General features: G+C 48.8%; 16 protein-coding genes and 1 other annotated feature. All 16 genes read right to left on the bottom strand.

What is annotated here, in order from left to right; genetic code table 11:
* Positions 1–13: 13 nt before the first annotated feature.
* Entirely contained in the window at positions 14–307 is a 294-nt protein-coding gene (gene rplW / locus JNUCC32_RS28090) for a 50S ribosomal protein L23 (RefSeq protein WP_006212919.1), read from the bottom strand.
* The gene (gene rplD / locus JNUCC32_RS28085; protein ID WP_009589231.1) at positions 307–930 is read right to left on the bottom strand and encodes a 50S ribosomal protein L4; all 624 of its coding nucleotides are present in this window, start codon (positions 928–930) and stop codon (positions 307–309) included. The genes rplW and rplD overlap by 1 nt, the downstream gene beginning before the upstream one ends.
* A 26-nt stretch (positions 931–956) precedes the next feature.
* Positions 957–1,580: a 50S ribosomal protein L3 gene (rplC, locus tag JNUCC32_RS28080; RefSeq protein WP_009589211.1), complete on the bottom strand. Its 624-nt coding sequence runs from the start codon at positions 1,578–1,580 to the stop codon at positions 957–959.
* A 41-nt stretch (positions 1,581–1,621) separates the two neighbouring features.
* Positions 1,622–1,930, bottom strand: coding sequence for a 30S ribosomal protein S10 (gene rpsJ / locus JNUCC32_RS28075; protein WP_009589214.1), 309 nt, complete (start codon positions 1,928–1,930; stop codon positions 1,622–1,624).
* Between the two features lie 192 nt (positions 1,931–2,122).
* Positions 2,123–3,442, bottom strand: a complete 1,320-nt coding sequence (locus JNUCC32_RS28070; RefSeq protein ID WP_192570480.1) for a globin-coupled sensor protein — start codon at positions 3,440–3,442, stop codon at positions 2,123–2,125.
* Positions 3,443–3,756: 314 nt separating this feature from the next.
* Positions 3,757–4,947 carry an elongation factor Tu gene (gene tuf / locus JNUCC32_RS28065; protein WP_009591967.1) on the bottom strand — a complete coding sequence of 397 codons (1,191 nt, stop codon included), beginning with the start codon at positions 4,945–4,947 and terminating at the stop codon, positions 3,757–3,759.
* A 97-nt stretch (positions 4,948–5,044) separates the two neighbouring features.
* Positions 5,045–7,126: an elongation factor G gene (fusA, locus tag JNUCC32_RS28060; protein WP_009591969.1), complete on the bottom strand. Its 2,082-nt coding sequence runs from the start codon at positions 7,124–7,126 to the stop codon at positions 5,045–5,047.
* 48 nt (positions 7,127–7,174) lie between these two features.
* Positions 7,175–7,645, bottom strand: coding sequence for a 30S ribosomal protein S7 (rpsG, locus tag JNUCC32_RS28055; protein ID WP_006212929.1), 471 nt, complete (start codon positions 7,643–7,645; stop codon positions 7,175–7,177).
* Positions 7,646–7,698: 53 nt separating this feature from the next.
* Complete coding sequence (gene rpsL, locus JNUCC32_RS28050; protein WP_006212930.1) at positions 7,699–8,118, bottom strand: 30S ribosomal protein S12; 420 nt, start codon at positions 8,116–8,118, stop codon at positions 7,699–7,701.
* Positions 8,119–8,257: 139 nt separating this feature from the next.
* The gene (locus JNUCC32_RS28045) at positions 8,258–8,509 is read right to left on the bottom strand and encodes a ribosomal L7Ae/L30e/S12e/Gadd45 family protein (RefSeq protein ID WP_009591977.1); all 252 of its coding nucleotides are present in this window, start codon (positions 8,507–8,509) and stop codon (positions 8,258–8,260) included.
* A 168-nt stretch (positions 8,510–8,677) separates the two neighbouring features.
* Positions 8,678–12,292 carry a DNA-directed RNA polymerase subunit beta' gene (gene rpoC / locus JNUCC32_RS28040; protein ID WP_096777174.1) on the bottom strand — a complete coding sequence of 1,205 codons (3,615 nt, stop codon included), beginning with the start codon at positions 12,290–12,292 and terminating at the stop codon, positions 8,678–8,680.
* A gap of 93 nt (positions 12,293–12,385) precedes the next feature.
* On the bottom strand, positions 12,386–15,931 hold the full coding sequence (gene rpoB / locus JNUCC32_RS28035) for a DNA-directed RNA polymerase subunit beta (protein ID WP_036662748.1): 3,546 nt from the start codon (positions 15,929–15,931) through the stop codon (positions 12,386–12,388).
* Positions 15,932–16,279: 348 nt separating this feature from the next.
* Complete coding sequence (locus JNUCC32_RS28030; protein WP_192572746.1) at positions 16,280–16,885, bottom strand: class I SAM-dependent methyltransferase; 606 nt, start codon at positions 16,883–16,885, stop codon at positions 16,280–16,282.
* Positions 16,886–17,069: 184 nt separating this feature from the next.
* Positions 17,070–17,432 (bottom strand): 50S ribosomal protein L7/L12, encoded by a 363-nt coding sequence (gene rplL, locus JNUCC32_RS28025; protein ID WP_009591984.1) that lies wholly within the window; start codon positions 17,430–17,432, stop codon positions 17,070–17,072.
* Between the two features lie 68 nt (positions 17,433–17,500).
* A complete protein-coding gene (gene rplJ / locus JNUCC32_RS28020; protein ID WP_009591975.1) occupies positions 17,501–18,004 on the bottom strand; it encodes a 50S ribosomal protein L10 in 504 nt (167 codons plus the stop codon).
* Between the two features lie 58 nt (positions 18,005–18,062).
* Positions 18,063–18,221 (bottom strand) — a sequence feature (ribosomal protein L10 leader region).
* 69 nt (positions 18,222–18,290) lie between these two features.
* Positions 18,291–18,983, bottom strand: a complete 693-nt coding sequence (gene rplA / locus JNUCC32_RS28015; protein ID WP_009591966.1) for a 50S ribosomal protein L1 — start codon at positions 18,981–18,983, stop codon at positions 18,291–18,293.
* Positions 18,984–19,035 lie beyond the last annotated feature (52 nt).

Below are 19,035 nucleotides of genomic sequence, written 5' to 3'. Positions count from 1 at the left end.
ACTTAAGAAATTCTTATTCAACCGATTCAAAGAACTCGAGCGGTTTGCTGTCTGGTGCCAAAGTCACGATTGCCTTTTTCCATTCGGTTGTGTAACCGGAATAACGGCCGTAACGCTTTGGCTTAGCAGGAACACGCATCGTATTCACGTTCGATACTTTAACTTTAAAAATAGATTCGACAGCTTGCTTGATCTCGGTCTTGTTAGCACGGATATCCACTTCAAAAGCATATTTCAGCTCTGCCATGTAGTCAGCCGTACGTTCCGTGATCACCGGGCGCTTGATTATATCGCGTGGGTCTTTCATTACGCGAGCACCTCCTCTACCTTCTGAACTGCTTCCTTCGTAATGATCAGTTGATCGTACGACAGTACGTCAAGAACATTAATGCCGTCAGCCGCTACGAATTTCACACCAGGAATATTACGTGCGGAAAGGGCTACATTATCATCATAGCTTGGAGCAACGATCAGAGCTTTACGGCCAACTTTCAGGTTGCTAAGGATGTTAGCAAACTCTTTCGTTTTCGGCGTGTTCAGCGTCAGTTGATCCAATACGATAATTGCGTTGTCAATCACTTTGGAAGACAAAGCGGATTTGATAGCCAAACGACGAACTTTCTTAGGAAGTTTAAACGTGTAGCTGCGCGGAGTCGGTCCAAATACCACGCCGCCGCCTTTCCATTGTGGAGAACGGATCGAACCTTGACGAGCACGGCCGGTACCTTTTTGTTTCCAAGGCTTACGTCCGCCACCGCGTACTTCAGAACGTCCTTTTACTTTGTGGGTACCGCGACGAAGGGAAGCGCGCTGCAGCAATACCGCGCTGTGCAGTACGTGAGCGTTCGGCTCGATGCCGAATACAGCTTCATTCAATTCTACTTCGCCAACCTGGCTACCGCTGACATTATAAAGTGCTACTTTAGGCATTGTTTGTTCCTCCTTTCTTTAGGCGATTATTTCTTCACCGTTTCTTTGATTTGAACGAAACCTTTTTTAGGTCCTGGAATGGAGCCTTTAACAAGGATTACGTTACGCTCTGCGTCGACTTTAACAACTTCGAGCTTTTGGATCGTAACTGTCTCATTGCCCATGTGACCTGGCAGACGCTTTCCTTTAGGAACACGGTTTGCCTGGATCGAACCCATGGAACCCGGTCTACGGTGATAACGGGAACCGTGAGACATTGGTCCGCGGCTTTGGCCCCAACGCTTGATTACGCCTTGGAATCCTTTACCTTTGGAAATACCCGTTACGTCAACAAATTCGCCTTCTGCGAAGACATCAGCCTTCAGCTCTTGTCCGACCTCGACACTCGCGAGGTCAACACCGCGAATTTCGCGAACGTAGCGCTTAGGCGCAGTGTTTGCTTTTTTCGCATGGCCTGCTTCTGGTTTGTTAGATCTGTTCTCTTTCTTATCGGAGAAACCAACTTGGATCGCTTCGTATCCGTCGTTTTCCAGATCTTTCTTTTGTAGAACAACACAAGGACCTGCTTCGATAACCGTTACAGGAATTACAACACCCTCAGGGGTAAATACTTGAGTCATTCCGAGCTTTCTACCTAAGATACCTTTCATGTTGACACCTCTTTTCTCTTCTCTAATTCGTTATGCAATGCTTACAGTTTGATTTCGATATCTACACCGGACGGCAGGTCCAAGCGCATCAAGGCATCCACAGTTTGTGGAGTCGGGTTCACGATGTCGATCAAGCGTTTATGTGTACGCATTTCGAACTGTTCCCGAGAATCCTTATACTTGTGCACCGCACGGAGAATGGTAATTACTTGTTTCTCAGTTGGAAGCGGGATCGGACCGGATACACCAGCACCCGAACGTTTTGCTGTCTCAACAATTTTCTCAGCGGATTGATCAAGAACTCTGTGGTCGTATGCTTTCAAGCGAATACGAATTTTTTGCTTTGCCATTTTATTCCCTCCTTCTATCGCCCAATTTGGTATCGGACATACTCCGTGAAAATTTTCCAACCACCCACCTCATGGCAAAGGGGCCGGGTGTGTCGGTAACCTCTCACATCATCGCAACGTCGCAGAACAACATTCACTATTATATATAAAAGATAGGCGCATTGCAAGCACTAATTCATATTTGATATGTATTTACATTCGCTCCGTGCTTTCCTTGAAATTTTCGGCTGAAACCGCAGCTTCGGACGTGGCTTCCCGGATGCTTCCAATCGTCATGGAGAGCAGTTTCATTTCTTTCTCCGCGCTCATCATTCGTTCTGCACTGGACTGTACGGACATCAGAATGCTGGAGAACAGCTTGCTGGATTCCTCGGACTGCCTCTTCCCTTGTATCGTTAGCCCTTGAACCTGGTTAATAGATTCTACCACTTCTGCCGTGATGGATCTCGACTTGGATACGATATCTGCAATTCGGTTCACGGTCGTCCTCGTGTCCTCCGACAGTCGGCTTACCTCTTGGGCTACAACGGCAAAACCCTTTCCATGCTCTCCGGCGCGTGCTGCTTCTATGGTGGCATTTAAGGAAAGCAGCTTGATCTGGGAGGCTATTTCCTGAACATTCACCGCTATAACGGAAATCTGCTTGGAGGATTCCTGAAGTTCTTGCACCGCATGCTGCATCCCGGCCGCGCTTTGGTCAATCGCATTCATTTGATCCTCCAACTCTGCTATTTTTGCTTCACCGGCCCTTGCATCCGATATCGAGCCCTGCGTTGTGGTCGAAGTGCGTTCAAATGTATCAGCCATCTCGCTACTGCTGGTCATCAGGCGTTCTACAGCCTCATTAATATCCAGCGTCAGCCCGGATAATTCGCTAACAAAAGCAGCAATGTTCTGTTTCAGCTCTTTTCTTACCCTATCATACTGGAACTGCTTCTCACTTAAGTTTTCTCTCTCGTAAGCTTCCAGCACTAGCTGCTGCTCCAGGCTAAGCAACTTGGTAATCGTCGACACTAGCCGTATTTGTTGTTCTTCTCCTACAACCTCTCTATAGATCATCTTGAAGAATTCGTTCTGTAAGTTCTGGAAAGCGGACAAGTACCATTTAGGCTCAAGCCCCACGCGCTTATGCACCTCGGCAATGCGCAGCCTTTTTGCCACATAAGCTTCATTGATTTCCCCATTCCATATTTCGAGAAGATGATCCTTTAATGTCTGCTTTAATCTTTCAATCGTACTGTGTTCCACGATAATCTCCCTTAACTTATCCACACCCACGACAGATTGATAAAATGCTTCTGTTATCTCCTCGAGCCTCTCCTCCATTTGCGGACGGAGCTGCCTCAAAAGCTGAAGATCCCCCTCGGTAAGGCCAATCATCCGCATTTGATCATTCAACTCGCCTAATGGTTCTTGATACACATAACGGGCATCTTCTGAATTGCGCAGTTCTACTTCAGGCTGAACTTCATCTTCCAAACTCCTCTTCATCCATGCAAACGGACATTTCATACAGGCTGTGATCTCCATTCTATATAATAGATAGTTTCTAATTCCTTAACTGACTTCAATCAAAGATTGTAATCATACTGGAACCAAATAAATAGAATGAATCCTTCAATATATGGCATATTCTGTACAGTAAGCTTGACTAATTTTCTACAAATCCTACACTTAAGCCTTTAGTTTAGCCGCAAAGATTACAGGGGTATCACTACAAATAGAAAAAGAGCCCGATCCAAGGGATCAGACTCTTTTATCAGGACATCACACTGTTGCTCGTTACAATACACTGTTGCTATATGCAAGGCTGTTCGAAGCCTTAATTATTTAATGATGGAAGCAACGGAACCAGCACCTACGGTACGGCCGCCTTCACGAATGGAGAACTTAGTTCCTTCTTCGATGGCGATTGGGCTGATCAGGTTAACCGTTACAGTGATGTTATCACCAGGCATAACCATTTCAGAACCTTCTGGCAAGTTGATCACACCAGTTACGTCCGTAGTACGGAAGTAGAACTGTGGACGGTAGCCAGTGAAGAAAGGCTTATGACGTCCGCCTTCTTCTTTGCTCAGTACGTATACTTGAGCTGTGAACTCAGTGTGTGGTTTAACGGAAGCAGGCTTAGCAAGTACTTGACCGCGCTCGATTTGAGTACGCTCAACACCACGAAGCAATGCACCGATGTTGTCACCAGCTTGTGCGGAATCCAGCAATTTACGGAACATTTCAACGCCCGTAACAACGGATTTCTTAGTTTCTTCAGCGATACCAACGATTTCGATCTCGTCACCAACTTTGATCGTACCACGCTCTACACGACCTGTAGCAACGGTACCACGACCAGTGATGGAGAATACGTCCTCGACAGGCATCAAGAAAGGCTTGTCAGTGTCGCGCTCAGGCAATGGGATGTACTCGTCGATTGTTTTGAACATTTCAACGATTTTTTGTGCCCATTCGCCTTCTGGGTTTTGCAGAGCTTCACGAGCGGAACCACGAGTGATCGGAGTGTCGTCGCCTGGGAAGTCGTACTCGCTCAGAAGGTCGCGAACTTCCATCTCAACCAATTCCAAGAGCTCTTCGTCTTCAACCATGTCGCATTTGTTCAAGAATACAACGATGTAAGGAACGCCTACTTGGCGGGACAGCAGGATGTGCTCGCGAGTTTGCGGCATTGGGCCGTCAGCTGCGGATACAACCAGGATTGCTCCGTCCATTTGAGCAGCACCAGTGATCATGTTTTTAACATAGTCAGCGTGACCTGGGCAGTCAACGTGTGCGTAGTGACGAGCATCAGTTTCATACTCTACGTGGGAAGTAGAGATTGTGATACCGCGTTCGCGCTCTTCTGGAGCTTTGTCGATTTGATCGAAGGACATTGCTGCGCCACCGTAAGTTTTGGACAATACAGATGTAATTGCAGCAGTCAAAGTTGTTTTACCATGGTCAACGTGACCGATAGTACCGATGTTAACATGGGGTTTCGTACGTTCGTATTTAGCCTTTGCCATTTGAACAATTCCTCCTTAAGGGGATTATATATGTTGGGCCGGAAGCGGAGTTAACGGGATGTTTGGTCCCGCCTCCTATCCAGCAGGTAAAACGTTATTATTCTCCGCCTTTGATCTTGGACACAATTTCATCGGAGATATTCTTAGGAACTTCTTCGTAGTGGGAGAGTTCCATGGAGAACACGCCGCGTCCTTGTGTACCGGAGCGAAGGGTAGTGGAGTAACCGAACATTTCGGAAAGAGGCACTTTCGCACGGATAATTTGAGTACCACCACGGGAGTCCATACCTTCGATACGTCCACGGCGGGAGTTCAGCATACCCATTACGTCGCCCATGTATTCCTCAGGCACGGTAACTTCAACTTTCATGATTGGCTCGAGCAGGACAGGCTTACACTTGTCTTTAGCTGCTTTCAGAGCCATGGAACCAGCGATTTTAAACGCCATTTCATTGGAGTCAACATCATGGTACGAACCGTCGACGATGGTTGCTTTAACGTCAACAAGCGGGAAGCCGGCAAGTACACCGTTCTTCATTTGCTCTTCGATACCTTGTTGTGCAGGACCAATGTATTCTCTTGGTACAGAACCACCGACAACCTTGCTGTCGAATTGGTTACCGCTACCAGGTTCCAGAGGTTCGAACTCAACCCATACGTGACCGTATTGACCACGACCACCGGACTGACGAACGAATTTACCTTCAACGCGAGCTGGCGCACGGAATGTTTCGCGGTAAGCTACCTGTGGTTTACCCACGTTGGTTTCTACCTTGAACTCACGACGCATACGGTCGATGATGATGTCCAAGTGAAGCTCACCCATACCTGCCAAGATCGTTTGGCCAGTTTCTTCATCGGTATGCGCACGAAGAGTTGGATCCTCTTCCGTCAACTTACCGAGAGCCACGCCCATTTTATCTTGGTCAGCTTTTGTTTTAGGCTCAACTGCGATTTCGATAACCGGATCAGGGAAGTTCATGGACTCCAGGATAACCGGGTTTTTCTCATCACATAGTGTATCACCTGTGCCCGTATCTTTCAAACCTACGGCAGCTGCGATATCTCCGGCGAATACTTCGGAAATTTCTTGACGGCTGTTCGCATGCATTTGAAGGATACGACCAATGCGCTCACGCTTGCCTTTTGTTGCATTCAGTACGTAAGAACCGGATTGCAGTACGCCGGAGTATACGCGGAAGAATGTCAGCTTACCAACGTAAGGGTCGGTTGCGATTTTGAATGCCAAAGCCGAGAACGGCTCGTCATCGGAAGAATGCCGAATAGCTTCGGTTCCGTCTTCAAGGGTACCCTTGATGTCTGGAACGTCAGTTGGAGCCGGCAAATAATCGATTACGGCATCAAGCATCAACTGAACGCCTTTGTTACGGTAAGAAGATCCGCAGATAACCGGGAAGATCTTAACTTCGACAACACCTTTACGCAGAGCAGCTTTCAACTCAGCGATAGTGATTTCTTCACCTTCAAGATATTTCATTGTCAAGTCTTCGTCAAGTTCTGCTACCTTCTCAACCAACTCGTTGCGAAGCTCTTCCACTTGATCCTTGAATTCTGCTGGAATTTCGGTTTCTTCGATATTTTGCCCGAGGTCATCCTTATACATATAAGCTTTTTCCTCGATAATATCGATGATGCCAATGAAATCGTTCTCTGCACCGATCGGAAGCTGAATTGCTACCGCGTTCGCTTGCAGACGCTCTCTCATATCTTTAACTACGTTCAAGTAGTCGGCACCGATAATATCCATTTTGTTTACGTATGCGATCCGCGGAACTCCGTAACGGTCTGCTTGTCTCCAAACAGTCTCCGACTGAGGTTCAACGCCCTCTTTCGCACTGAATACACCTACTGCCCCATCCAATACACGAAGGGAACGTTCAACTTCTACTGTGAAGTCAACGTGCCCCGGGGTGTCGATAATATTAACGCGATGACCCTTCCAAGAAGCGGTAGTCGCAGCGGACGTAATCGTGATACCGCGCTCCTGCTCCTGTTCCATCCAGTCCATTGTAGCTGCACCCTCGTGAACTTCCCCGATTTTGTGCGTACGGCCTGTATAGAACAAAATCCGCTCTGTAGTGGTCGTTTTACCAGCGTCAATATGCGCCATGATCCCGATATTACGTGTATTTTTCAAGGAGAACTCTCTTGTCGCCATGCGAATAGTCTCCCTTCAAAATTTGAAGTATAAATTAGTTGCTGAATCCTACCAACGGTAGTGAGCAAACGCTTTGTTCGCTTCAGCCATTTTGTGCGTGTCTTCGCGTTTCTTAACGGAAGCGCCTGTGTTGTTGGAAGCGTCGATGATCTCAGCCGCCAAACGCTCTTCCATCGTCTTCTCACCGCGGTTGCGGGAGTAGTTTACGAGCCAACGTAATCCAAGGGATGTACGTCTCTCTGGTTTAACTTCGATCGGAACCTGGTAGTTAGCACCGCCGACACGACGAGCTTTAACTTCCAATACTGGCATGATGTTCTTGATAGCTGCTTCAAACACTTCCATCGGATCATTACCAGTACGTTCCTTGATGATGTTGAACGAATTGTAAAGGATGCTTTGAGCAACACCTCTTTTACCATCCAACATGATGCGGTTGATCAGACGAGTTACCAGTTTGCTGTTGTACACCGGATCTGGCAGCACGTCTCTTTTAGTTACTGGACCTTTGCGTGGCATGGATATCCCCCTTTCTTCAGTCATGAGTCATGTTAAGAAAACATGAGCATCAATTAGCTTTTTGCTTTCGGACGCTTCGTGCCGTATTTGGAACGAGCTTGCATCCGGTTGTTTACACCAGCGGTATCAAGTGCGCCGCGAACGATATGGTAACGTACACCCGGAAGGTCTTTTACCCGTCCACCGCGAACCAATACAACACTGTGCTCTTGCAAGTTATGTCCGATACCCGGAATGTAAGCCGTCACCTCAATGCGGTTCGTCAAGCGAACACGAGCATATTTACGAAGTGCGGAGTTCGGTTTTTTCGGCGTCATCGTGCCTACACGAGTGCATACACCGCGTTTTTGCGGAGCGCTCAAGTCGGTCTCCTCACGTTTCAAAGCGTTAAAACCTTTTTGAAGAGCTGGAGATTTCGATTTGTAAACTTTAGCTTGACGGCCCTTGCGAACCAGTTGGTTAATTGTTGGCATGCTAGCCACCCCCTTCCCGTATTTATCATTCGATTACGAACCCGTTTAAGTCCACAGACCCAGGCGGTTCATAAAAGAACAAATGAAAAGTTTTTGCCGAGAGAAGTAACGCCTTCTCCAACAAAAACGATTTCTCAAATCATGATTTCAAGACAGCTACCATAGCTGCACCGACTTCAATACCGCATGCTTCCCCAAGTTCTGTCATCGTGGGTACATAGTTGATATGCACGCCATTCTTATCACACTCGGATACGACTTTTGAAATCAAACGCTGGTCGCAATCTTCAGCCACGTAAACCTCAGCGGCCAGACCAGATTCAACGGCCTTCATCGTTTGTTTGGTGCCAATCTTGATGTGTGCATCCTGTAATCCTTTATCATTAGACACAAGTCATTCCTCCAAAAGAACAGGGAACAAAGAAACTATTCACGCACCTTTGCTATATTAGCATCTGCCTTAAACGATGTCAAGCTATTAAATCAGGAAAAAAGAAACATTGGAACAGGGAGATTCATCGTCTTACGACGCGTCATCTCCCCGTCACCTGACTGTCTCTTAATCTATAGAAGCTGTTTCGAGTTCCTGACTTTCGTCATTCACATCGTCCTGTCCCGCGAACTTCACACTGCGATATCGGTTCATACCGGTTCCCGCAGGGATCAGCTTACCAATGATAACATTCTCTTTCAGACCAAGCAGCTGATCGACTTTACCTTTAATGGCAGCGTCGGTCAACACGCGAGTCGTCTCCTGGAAGGAGGCCGCCGACAAGAACGAATCAGTTTCGAGAGATGCCTTCGTAATACCGAGGAGAACCGGTTTGGCAACCGCTGGTTCTTTCCCGGAAAGAATAGCGTCTTTATTAGCTGTCTCGTATTCATGCATATCCACGAAGGAGCCTGGCAGCAGGTTGGTATCTCCCGCATCCACGATACGGAATTTACGCAGCATCTGTCTGATCATAACTTCAACGTGTTTATCGTTAATTTCTACGCCTTGGTTACGGTATACGCGCTGAACTTCCTGAAGGATGTAGTTCTGCACGCCACGGATACCCTTGATGCGAAGCATCTCCTTCGGATCAATGGAACCATCGGTCAGCTCATCCCCAGCTTCGATGTGCTTGCCTTCGCTTACGCGCAGACGGGAACCATAGGTAACCGCGTAAACTTTGGTTTCAGCTTCACCTTGAATTTCGATTTCACGACGGTCCTTCGTTTCACGGATCTCTTTAACCACACCGTCGATCTCACTAATGGTTGCTTGACCTTTAGGATTACGGGCTTCAAAGAGCTCCTGGATACGCGGAAGACCTTGCGTAATATCATCACCGGCAACGCCGCCTGTGTGGAATGTACGCATCGTGAGCTGTGTCCCCGGTTCGCCGATAGATTGCGCCGCGATAATACCAACCGCTTCACCAATCTCAACATGCTTACCAGTAGCCAGGTTACGACCGTAACATTTTTTGCAGACGCCATAACGTGCACGGCAGCTCAAGATGGAACGAATTTGAAGCTTCTCGACGCCAGCTGCCACGATTTCTTCAGCTTTGTCGGAGTCAATCAATTCGTTGCGGTTTACGATGATCTCTTTGGTTTCCGGATGACGAACGGTTTCAAATGCATAACGTCCCTCGATACGGTCATAGAGATCCTCGATCACTTCCTTGCCGTCCTGAATACGGCTAACCATAAAGCCTTTATCCGTGCTGCACTCGTCTTCGCGAACGATGACATCCTGGGCCACGTCGACAAGTCGACGAGTCAAGTAACCGGAGTCAGCGGTACGAAGCGCTGTATCGGCAAGACCTTTACGCGCACCGTGCGTGGACAGGAAGTACTCGAGTACCGTCAGTCCTTCACGGAAGTTCGATTTGATCGGGAGTTCGATGATACGGCCCGACGGGTTCGCCATCAGACCCCGCATGCCACCGAGCTGGGTGATCTGCGATTTGTTACCCCGCGCCTTGGAATCCACCATGAGCATGATGGAGTTAAAGCGATCCATCGACTTCATGAGTACATCCGTAATATCGTCTTTGGTCTTGGACCAGATGTCGATAACGCGGTCATAACGTTCTTCGTTCGTGATCAAGCCGCGGCGATATTGGTTCGTTACCACTTTAACCTTCTCGTCGGACTCTTTCAGGATTTCATTCTTCTCGTCAGGTACGATAACGTCGGATACCGCAACGGTTACGCCTGCACGGGTAGAGTATGTGAAACCGATCTGCTTGATTTTATCCAAAATCACAGAGGTTTCCGTTGTATGGTACGTTTCGAAACAGCGTGCAATGATGGAGCCCAGGTATTCCTTGCCAACGGCTCCGCTGACCGGCAGTTCCTGGATCACTTTTTGAATATCTGCACCCTTCTCGTATACGAAATACTTCTCAGGCGTGCCTTGCAGCAGGTTCGTACGAGTCGCTTCATTGATGTACGGGAAGCTGGCAGGGAAAATCTCGTTAAAGATAATCCGGCCGATCGTCGTAATCAAAATCGCATCCTGCTGTTTGTCGGTGAAGCTGGTTTTGCCAAGGGCTTTAACCGGAATCGCTACGCGTGCATGCAGACCGGCTGCTTCACGCTGATAAGCGGAAACCGCTTCGTTCACACTGCCCAGAATCATGCCGGTACCTTTCTCTTCCTTGTTATCCATTGTCAGATAGAAGGAACCCAGTACCATATCCTGAGACGGCGTAACAACCGGCTTACCGTCTTTCGGGTTCAAAATGTTGCCCGATGCCAGCATCAACAGACGCGCTTCAGCTTGGGCCTCAGCGGACAAAGGAACGTGAACCGCCATTTGGTCACCGTCAAAGTCAGCGTTATACGCCGTACATACGAGCGGGTGAAGACGGATCGCATGGCCCTCAACCAGAATCGGCTCAAATGCTTGAATACCGAGTCTGTGAAGCGTCGGTGCACGGTTCAGAAGAACCGGATGCTCTTTAATGACTTCCTCGAGCACATCCCATACTTCTGGACTTACACGTTCTACTTTGCGTTTCGCACTCTTGATATTATGTGCCAGGCCTTTGTTGACCAGTTCTTTCATCACGAACGGCTTGAAGAGCTCGAGCGCCATTTTCTTAGGCAGACCGCATTGGTACATTTTCAGGTAAGGACCTACGACGATAACGGAACGACCAGAGTAGTCAACCCGTTTACCGAGCAAGTTCTGACGGAAACGTCCTTGTTTACCCTTCAGCATGTGGCTGAGGGATTTAAGCGGACGGTTACCCGGACCTGTTACCGGACGGCCGCGGCGGCCGTTGTCGATCAGTGCATCGACAGCTTCCTGCAGCATGCGCTTCTCGTTTTGAACAATGATATCCGGCGCGCCGAGATCCAGCAGTCTTTTCAGACGATTGTTCCGGTTAATAACACGGCGGTACAGATCGTTCAAGTCGGAAGTCGCAAAGCGTCCGCCATCAAGTTGAACCATCGGACGAAGCTCCGGCGGAATGACCGGCAGCACATCCATGATCATCCATTCCGGATTGTTGCCGGAGTTGCGGAACGCCTCAATCACTTCCAGGCGTTTGATTGCCCGGTTGCGGCGCTGACCTTGTGCAGTGCGCAGTTCTTCCTTAAGGAATTCAAGCTCCTTCTCGATATCAATGTCTTGAAGAAGTTTCTTGACCGCTTCAGCACCCATGCCCGCTTGGAAGCCGTAGCCGTACTTCTCACGGTAGCTGCGGTATTCCTTCTCGGACAGCAGTTGCTTCTTCTCCAGCGGCGTATCTCCTGGATCGGTTACAACATAAGATGCGAAGTAAATGATCTCCTCAAGAGATCTTGGGGACATATCCAGAGCCAGACCCATACGGCTTGGAATGCCTTTGAAATACCAAATGTGCGATACAGGAGCTGCGAGCTCGATATGGCCCATCCGTTCGCGGCGGACCTTGGCGCGCGTGACTTCAACGCCGCAGCGATCGCAGACTACTCCTTTATAACGGACACGCTTATACTTACCGCAATGACATTCCCAGTCCTTCTGAGGACCGAAAATACGCTCGCAGAAGAGGCCTTCTTTCTCCGGCTTCAATGTACGGTAGTTAATCGTTTCCGGCTTCTTCACCTCTCCGCGAGACCAAGAACGGATTTTTTCCGGTGAAGCAAGACCGATTTTCATGTACTCAAAATTGTTAACGTCCAACAAGGAGCAACCCTCCTCAACCTAGTCCTATTTATGTGCTGTACGACCATAACACCACCGCCGACTAATCAGCCGACGGGGGTGAATGATTGACCGTTATTCCACTCCGACTTCAGCGCCTTCCAAGTTAAGGCTCAGTTTATCACCTTGAGCATCGTCTTCGTCATCGAGTTCTTTCATCTCGATTTCCTCTTCGTTCTCGCTCAGGATTTTAACGTCCATACCGAGAGACTGAAGCTCTTTAATCAATACCTTGAACGATTCAGGAACACCCGGTTCCGGAACGTTCTCGCCTTTGACGATCGATTCGTAGGTTTTCACCCGGCCGACCACGTCATCGGACTTGACGGTAAGAATTTCTTGCAGCGTATAGGCAGCACCGTAAGCTTCAAGCGCCCATACTTCCATCTCACCGAAGCGCTGTCCGCCGAACTGGGCTTTACCACCCAGCGGCTGCTGCGTAACGAGGGAGTATGGTCCCGTGGAACGGGCGTGAATTTTATCGTCAACCATGTGCGCGAGCTTGATCATGTGCATGACGCCGACGGTAACTTCACGTTCAAAACGTTCGCCCGTCCGTCCGTCGTACAACACGGTTTTACCATTGCGCTGCATGCCTGCTTCTTCCATCGTATCAAACACGTCATACTCGCTTGCACCGTCGAATACCGGTGAAGCCACGTGAATGCCGAGCTGGAGCGCAGCCATACCCAAGTGAACCTCAAGCACCTGACCGATGTTCATCCGTGATGGAACCCCCAGAGGGTTCAACACAACTTGAACCGGCGTGCCATCCGGCAGGAACGGCATGTCTTCTTCAGGCAAAATACGGGCAACGACACCTTTGTTACCGTGACGTCCGGCCATTTTGTCGCCTTCGGAGATTTTACGTTTCTGTGCGATGTAGACGCGAACCAATTGGTTGACGCCCGGCGGCAATTCGTCGCCGTTCTCACGCGTAAACACCTTCACGTCCACGATGATTCCGTCACTACCGTGAGGAACGCGCAGCGAGGTATCGCGCACTTCGCGAGCCTTCTCACCGAAGATCGCATGCAAGAGACGCTCCTCTGCCGTCAGTTCGGTTACGCCCTTAGGCGTTACCTTACCAACGAGAATGTCGCCAGCGCTGATTTCGGCACCGATGCGGATGATTCCGCGCTCGTCAAGGTTCTTGAGCGCTTCTTCCCCTACGTTAGGAATATCGCGCGTGATTTCCTCCGGACCGAGCTTCGTGTCACGAGCCTCGGATTCGTACTCCTCGATATGGATCGAAGTGTACACATCCTCTTTGACCAGCTTCTCGGAGAGAAGAATCGCATCCTCGTAGTTGTAGCCTTCCCAAGTCATGAACGCAACGACGACGTTGCGGCCCAGTGCCAATTCGCCCATCTCGGTGGATGGTCCGTCTGCCAGGATGTCACCTTTTTTGATCACATCGCCGCGCTTGACGATTGGACGCTGATTGATGCATGTTCCTTGGTTCGAACGCATAAATTTGTGTAATTTATATTTAACAATATCGCCTTTGACTTCTTGTCCGTCGATATTTTCCACGCGGCGGAGCCAGATTTCGTTGGCGGATGAACGTTCAATAATCCCGTCGTATTTGGATACAATACATACACCGGAGTCTTTCGCAGACTTATGCTCCATCCCGGTTCCGACGAGCGGAGCCTTAGGAATAAGAAGCGGAACAGCCTGCCGCTGCATGTTCGATCCCATCAGCGCGCGGTTGGAGTCATCGTTCTCGAGGAACGGGATGAGCGCCGTCGCTACCGACACGACCTGCTTAGGCGATACGTCCATGTAGTCTACACGGTCGCTCGGCATCGGAAGGATGTTGTCGGATTGCTTGTTATAACGGACGATTACCATTTCGTCAGCGAAGGTACCGTCTTCGTTGAGCTCGGCGTTTGCCTGGGCAACGATGTAGTTATCCTCTTCGTCTGCAGTCAGGTAATCGATTTGGTCCGTCACTTTACCGGTCTTCGGATCCACCCAACGGTACGGAGCTTCGATGAAGCCATACTCGTTGATGCGCGCAAACGTCGACAAGGAGTTGATCAGACCGATGTTCGGCCCCTCCGGCGTCTCGATCGGACACATACGGCCATAGTGACTGTGGTGAACGTCCCGCACTTCAAAGCCCGCCCGCTCACGCGTCAAACCGCCCGGTCCGAGTGCAGACAGACGACGTTTGTGCGTCAGTTCCGCTAGCGGGTTAGTCTGATCCATGAACTGGGACAACTGGGAGCTGCCGAAGAACTCTTTGATCGATGCGATAACCGGACGGATGTTGATGAGCGCCTGCGGCGTAATCACGTTCGCATCCTGGATCGACATTCTCTCGCGAACAACGCGTTCCATCCGGGACAAACCGATACGGAACTGATTTTGGAGCAATTCGCCCACAGAACGCAGACGACGGTTACCCAGGTGATCGATATCATCCGTATTGCCGATTCCATGCAGCAGGTTGATGAAGTAGCTGATGGAGGAAATGATATCCGCCTGCGTAATATGCTTCACGGATTTATCGATGTTTGCGTTCGCGATGACCTTCACGACTTTTCCGTCCTCGATCGGAGAGAATACGTCGATCGTTTGCAGCGGGATATCCTCGCTGTCCATCACGCCTCCGGCAACATGATAATTCTTGAAGCCTACGCTCTTCTCAAGGTAAGGCATAATCTCGTCCAAAAGACGACGGTCTACGGTTTGACCGGCTTCCGCAACGATCTCACCCGTATCGATGTCTATCAAACTTTCTGCCAAACGTTGATTGAAGAGACGGTTCTTAATATGAAGCTTCTTGTTGATCTTATAACGACCAACGTTAGCCAGATCATAACGCTTCGGATCGAAGAAACGGGCAACGAGAAGGCTCTTCGCATTCTCCAGTGTTGGCGGCTCGCCCGGGCGAAGGCGTTCATAGATTTCAATGAGCGCTTTTTCCGTGGAGTCCGTGTTGTCTTTATCCAGCGTATTTTGAATATATTCATCATTGCCCAGAAGATCCAAAATCTCGGCATCCGTGCCAAAACCAAGCGCACGTAAAAGCACCGTTACAGGGATTTTACGGGTGCGGTCGATCCGGACATAAATAATGTCCTTCGCGTCCATCTCCAGTTCCAGCCAAGCGCCGCGGTTAGGGATAACTGTTGCAGTGTACGTCGTCTTACCGTTTTTATCCACTTTCGTGCTGAAATAGACGCTGGGAGAGCGAACCAACTGGCTGACAATAACCCGTTCGGCACCATTGATAATGAATGTTCCGGTTTCCGTCATTAACGGGAAGTCTCCCATGAACACTTCCTGCTCCTTGACCTCTCCGGTCTCCTTGTTAATGAGCCGGACTTTCACGCGGAGCGGCGCCGCATAAGTAACGTCGCGTTCTTTCGCGTCATCGACGGTGTATTTCGGTTCTCCAAGGCTGTAGTCAATGAACTCTAGCACCAAATTGCCCGTGAAATCCTGGATCGGCGAGATGTCCTGGAACATTTCGCGGAGTCCTTCCTCCAAAAACCATTCATAAGATTTTTGTTGGATTTCAATCAGGTTCGGAACTTCGAGTACCTCGTTAATACGAGCATAACTTCGCCGAGTGCGTCGACCATATTGAACAAGATGTCCTGCCAACTTAAACTCACCCCTCATGTCTACTCACTTTAAAAATTTCATTGCGAACCTCTGTTTGTAACACTATAATGGAACATACAGAGGACACTCCCATAAATAGAGAAAAGCCCTTATCGAATACCTTTTCGAAAAAAGAGCAGCTTATCCATGGTTATGATAATCATCTCATATCCTGTAGATTTGCCCAAAATGTACATATTATACGTCAATATGACCGACTTTATGCGTATTTCCGCATAATAAGTCTTGACATTTCAGCCAACTAAAGACAAAGAGACCATCCTAATACTGACATTTTATAATAATACCATACCAGCATACCCAAGTCAACAGCCTAGTCGAACTATTTTAAGAAGATTTCGTCGCTTTGAATATTCGGTACCCTTTATCCTTCGTTACTTCCTCAACCCGTTCAAATAAACTCTCCAGCTTCGCTTTGGCCGAAGGCGCACCCTGCTTCTTCTGAATCACAACCCACAACTGTCCATTCTCGCGCAGATGTTTCCACGATTCCTCGAATATGGCATGCACCGTTTCTTTTCCCGCACGAATCGGCGGATTGGTCAGAACCACATCAAATTGCTGATCCTTCACCGCCTCAAACAAGTCGCTTTCTAAGATCGTAACGTTGATTATACCGTTGCGCTTCGCATTCTCTTTGGCCAATTCGACAGCCCGGCTATTGATGTCGATCATCGTCACATGGCCTTGCGTGGCCATTCTTGCCGCCGTTAGACCGATCGGGCCGTACCCGCACCCTACATCCAGCACTTGGGCATCCTGCCCGAAATCCATGGCGTCTATCAACACCTTGCTGCCATAATCCACGCCGCCCTTGGAGAATACGCCAGCGTCGCTGACCAAACTAAATGACTGCCCCCGAAGTTCCGTCTTTAGCTCCTTACGATCATGAGCAATCTCCGGCTGGTTTGAGTAATAATGTTGATTCGGCATCATTTCCTCCGTCTTGAATCAAATTCTGCCCGTCTAAGGCATATCGGCCTTAAGCGCTCCATTATTCCAGTATAACCTTTCCTGCGGAGAATCAGTACGCGTTGAACTCCCCGCCACAATAACAAACCCCTTGAACAAATATTCAAGGGGTTTGCTTCTTGCTGACATTCATCTAGAGAAGTAATTACTTCACTTCTACGGATGCGCCTGCTTCTTCCAATTTAGCTTTAACAGCTTCAGCTTCTTCTTTAGCTACTTTTTCTTTCAATGGTTTTGGAGCGTTGTCAACCAGTTCTTTTGCTTCTTTCAAGCCAAGACCTGTGATTTCGCGAACCACTTTGATTACGTTGATTTTGGACGCGCCTGCGCTAGTCAGGATTACGTCGAATTCGGATTGCTCTGCTTCAGCAGCTGCACCAGCGCCACCTACAACAGCTACTGGAGCTGCAGCAGTTACACCAAATTCTTCTTCGATTGCTTTTACGAGATCGTTCAGTTCCAGAACAGACATACCTTTAATTGCTTCCAAGATTTGCTCTTTGCTCATTTAAGTTGAACCTCCATTTATTATTAAGATTTGATAGTTGTTGTTACACAGCTTCAGCAAGACAAGGCTTATGCGCCTTGTTCTTCCTTCTCAGCAACGGCTTTAACTGCAAGCGCGAAGTTGCGCACTGGAGCTTGAAGCACGCTGAGGAGCATGGAAAGGAGACCTTCGCGGGACGGAAGTTCTGCCAGAGCTTTGATTTCGCTCTCTCCGATTACACGGCCTTCAACTACGCCGCCTTTCAATTTCAACGCGTCGTTTTTCTTAGCAAAATCGTTGAGGATTTTTGCTGGAGCGACAGCGTCATTGGTACCAAAAGCAACAGCTGTAGGACCAGTCAGGACTTCGTCCAGATCAGTCAGCTCTGCTGCCGCAGTTGCACGGCGAAGCAGCGTGTTTTTCAGTACTTGGAACTCGACGCCAGCTTCACGAAGCTGCTTACGAAGTTCAGTTACTTGCGCAACGTTCAGTCCGCGATAGTCGGCAACTACTGTAGATACGCTCTCGCGCAGCTTAGCAGCAACGACATCAACCGCTTCTTGTTTCGCTTGAATCACTTTTGCGTTTGCCAATGATTACACCTCCTGGTTGTATTAGTAGCGTAAGAGCACCAAGCTCTCCGCTCTTCCTACGGGCACTAAAAAAGCCTCCGTAGAATCACGAAGGCCTGATGAATCATCATTTGGCCGGTACAACCGGACAAATTGTTGACGTTCTATCATAACACCTCGGTAGGAAATTAAGCCTGCTTAGGGCACCTACTGTCTACGGTAAGCATATTCAACTTTAAGGGTCAGTCTCGAAGACTCACAACTGTTACATAATATCAAACCTCATCGACTAAAGTCAATGGTAATATTATCTGTAAACGGTTGTGTTCACGCGAGCGCTTGGTCCCATCGTCGAGGAAACAGCGATGCCTTTCAGGTATACACCTTTAGCGGCAGCTGGCTTCGCACGATTCAATGCATCGATGAGAGCTTTGAGGTTCTCATTCAATTGAGCTGCATCGAAAGACACTTTACCGATTGGCGCGTGAATTTGACCTGCTTTGTCCAGACGGTACTCGATTTTACCGGCTTTGATTTCTTGAACAGCCTTGGCAACATCGAATGTAACCGTACCAGCTTTAGGGTTAGGCATCAGGCCTTTACCACCGAGCAGACGGCCAAGTTTACCGACTTCACTCATCATATCAGGTGTAGCTACGCAGACATCGAACTCGAACCAGCCTTGTTGGATTTTGTTGATCATGTCCTGATCGCCAACAAAATCAGCGCCAGCCGCTTCAGCCTCTTTCGCTTTTTCACCTTTTGCAAATACCAGAACGCGTTGTGTTTTACCTGTGCCGTGAGGCAAGACAACAACACCACGAACAGCCTGGTCTTGTTTACGCGGGTCTACGCCCAAACGTACAGCCGCTTCAACAGTTTCGTCGAATTTGGCAGTTGCAGCCTTCTTCACAAGCTCTACAGCTTCCAAAGGCTCATAAGTTGCTTCGCTGTCAATCAGCTTGGCAGCTTCAACGTATTTCTTACCGTGTTTAGCCATGTTTGTTTTCCTCCTTTGTGGTGTTAGCGGAAATTCCTCCCACATAATCCGG

This window comes from Paenibacillus sp. JNUCC32 (assembly GCF_014863545.1).
GTDB classification, from domain to species: Bacteria; Bacillota; Bacilli; order Paenibacillales; family Paenibacillaceae; genus Paenibacillus_AQ; species Paenibacillus_AQ lautus_A.
This window is presented reverse-complemented; position numbering and strand designations above follow the sequence as displayed.